The sequence below is a fragment of the Methylobacterium sp. UNCCL125 genome (genome assembly GCF_900116795.1).
Taxonomy (GTDB): Bacteria; Pseudomonadota; Alphaproteobacteria; order Rhizobiales; family Beijerinckiaceae; genus Methylobacterium; species Methylobacterium fujisawaense.
The window spans coordinates 1-2,880 of the sequence record NZ_FPBW01000078.1 but is presented as its reverse complement, the minus strand read 5'-3'; the positions used below and the strand labels follow the sequence as shown (position 1 = coordinate 2,880).

At 53.2% G+C, this 2,880-nt stretch carries 2 protein-coding genes; both read right to left on the bottom strand.

Going from position 1 to position 2,880, the window contains the following annotated elements; all coding sequences use genetic code 11:
- Positions 1–789 precede the first annotated feature (789 nt).
- Complete coding sequence (locus BM396_RS32520; protein ID WP_139239620.1) at positions 790–1,881, bottom strand: hypothetical protein; 1,092 nt, start codon at positions 1,879–1,881, stop codon at positions 790–792.
- Positions 1,874–2,880, bottom strand: a 1,007-nt coding sequence (locus BM396_RS33100; protein ID WP_158713334.1) for an AAA family ATPase, incomplete at its 5' end; no start/stop codon positions are given. The genes BM396_RS33100 and BM396_RS32520, both read right to left, overlap by 8 nt.

The window sequence follows — 2,880 nt, the reverse complement described above, 5'->3', positions numbered from 1 at the left end:
GTTTCATCTTCGCTCCTGGGGGCTACGATGAACCAGCCATCCTCTGTTCGTGAAGAGCCTCAATCTGTCTCAGGGGTGCTGACGGCGGACAGTCCGGCCTCGAACCGGCCGACGATGGCGGCCTGTGCGAAGCCCGTGTCGGGCTCGGAATAAATTGGCACCGAAATAATCTGAGCTCTCAAGCGATCTCACCGCCGACGACACTCTTATTCTGTCACCGAATGCCGGCGAATTGACACCAAAAAGCAGTTCGAACAAATATTCTGACACTGGATCGACCGCACGATAGCTCCTCATTGACAGGGTGAAAGCCAGCTTTATTGAACCGACCGATAGACACCGAGCGCAGAACGGTTAAACAGCTGTAGCTACGCACGCTCTAGCCAGATTTCGGACATATGGATTCGGCGCGGCGAGCCTGTTCACATCACGACTCCGCACCTGATGTTGCAGCAGTTGAGAGACTGATTTCGAGGGAGTGGGACATGGAAAGGGCATCACCCGCGCAGCCGCCCCGCCGTAGCACTCGCGCGGAACCCTCAAATCAAAATACGAGCAAGCTTAATATTTTCGACGACGCATCCGGCCGTCCACAATGCAACATGATCTCTCAACTTGCGCGGGAAGATCTGTTTTTCAAGGCATTGTACCACCCAGGAGTGAGACTCCTGCTGGAATTCATCTCGGATGATTACAAGACGATGCGCGACATCGAACGAGAGATATTAGGAAAAGACGAAGCCGAGTCCTGCCTCAGGAGAGTCGCAGAACTCGAAATTGTTGAAAAAATCAAGACTGAAATGGGCCCGGCATATCGATTACGCCCACGGGCAATGATTCCGGTTCACGATTGGCTGGGACGCCTCTCAGGAAACTCTGGTATTTAAAGGAAATTGATCGCCAAGATTCCGAAGAAAAATCAGGCCTGACCCTGCGAACAACCATGTAGTTTTTCTCGTCAATTCCCATAATTCTAAAGATACGCCTCTCCATCGATCGCTTAAGCTTTCCGGAAGGGAGCAATTTTACTCGACAACGTACTTCCATGAACGCCGCAAACCAGCCCAATTTAATGCTACATTCTTCATGAGACCGGACTATATCTGCGATTATGCCATCGAGACAAGAGGGATATTCGAGCGCAAGCTCAAGGCCGCGGAAAGTTGCAAATGCCCCATGTGGCAAGATACGGCCTGCGACAATGAAGGATAGACTGGCGAGAACCGAGAAGAAGGCGAGTTGCTCGCGGGCAGTTGAATGCGCAATTATGGCCGGCAACTGCGTGAGGGCGTTCGCGTCGCGACGCAGCACGCCGACCATTAGCTTGGCCAACTCCTGTTTCCTCTCTGAGGCGTACCGGGGCGCGACCATACGCAAATCGATAGCGCAGTTTTGACACAGATAGACACTCTCGATTCCTACCCAAGAAAGCGACTTCTGACATGTAGGACAGATTTGAACAAAACATTCCCCAGTGTCCGGATCGCATGGAAGGCAGGCGACTTGCCAGTGCGCCCTGATCCAGGGAATACCATCCGATTTGAGCATGCCGGGTGCCACTCGCCGCCGATGTGGCTCGATGACGTCCAAGCCAGCGTCCTGACCGAAAAGCTCAAAGCCGTTCTTACCTTCGGCAAATGCATCATTTGCAAGCTTTTGCAGCTCGAGACCCGCAAGGTCCGCAAACGTCTCGAGTTGGTATCTGCGAAGCGGGACAGAAGCTAAGCTATTCGCGTCTACCTGCAGGCCAAAACGCAGAAGCATCTCGACCGATATACGTTTTATCCGAGCGTAGCGCACGACTACACTTCTTAGGTCCTCCCCAGGTTGTGCTTGTACGGTTCGACGCAGCCGCGCCGCTGAAGGAGGCACGTCACTCATCGTAAAGCGTCCTTCCTTTGCGTCGCTTCCTATCGTCCAAATTGATGCGCATTGCGTCCTCGACCGACAGCGGAATATTGGGAAGTTGGAAATCTTTGACCCAAGGATTTACGCCATTCATTGTAGGATCGTCGCCATGAAGTAGATCGAAAGCTTGATTTAAATGCTTGATAGACAACGTCGAAGGCATCGTTCCCTCAGCGCAATCGGCGAATGCCAAATCAGTCGCAGCGCGAGTGAGCAGGGTGAGCCGCCCAAGACGGCCGCGCGTTGCAAAAAATGTCGACTGTAACCAATCCTTCGTCGACAATCCCGGCTTCTGCAAGAACGGTAGCTTGTCTTCAAATTTTTTAATTACACTAGCGAACGCAATTTGTTCTTTCCGCGCACGGAACGGCAGCGGCTTTAAGAGTACTCTTGGACCCGCACGTTCCTTAACTGCCTCATGTCGCGAGAACAATTCCTCTAGGAGCGGAGAACCGGTGATTGCGATCGGAAACGTTGCTGCATTCTGCATGGTTATGAGCATACTTCTGGCTGCATCGACTGCCGCAGAAGATCCACTTCTGAACAAATTCTGGTACTCGTCGAGCGCGACAAGCGTGACGTTGTTGTCATTGGAAATATCTATAGCGCGCTGAATCGCGTCACGCTCACGTAGGGGCGGCTCATACCTGCGGCCCCGTGCGCTCACACGCAAATCCTCGAAGAGGCGCAACCATCGGGTCGCAACACCTAGCGGTGTTTCCCCGGCAGAAAGCTCGAGGTAAACGATCAAATGGCCGTTGCCTTCGATGAGCCGCTGAAGCCCCTTTCCGACCTGTGTGCCAGTAAGTTCTTCGATGTGACGTTTTAGAATTTCGCTTTTGCCGCAACGTGAATATCCGCGTATATATCCTACGGAGTAATTACCCAGGCCTGTGATGGCTGGGCTCAGGCGCCGATGGTTTTGAGGATGGCGCCGAAGGGACTGCTGCCTGTGAGGCGCGCGGTGTCGAC

What these genes read in the sequence shown, in the direction of transcription:
- BM396_RS32520 (WP_139239620.1), bottom strand. Translation starts at nt 1,881, where the DNA reads ATGAGTGACGTGCCTCCTTCAGCGGCGCGGCTGCGTCGAACCGTACAA.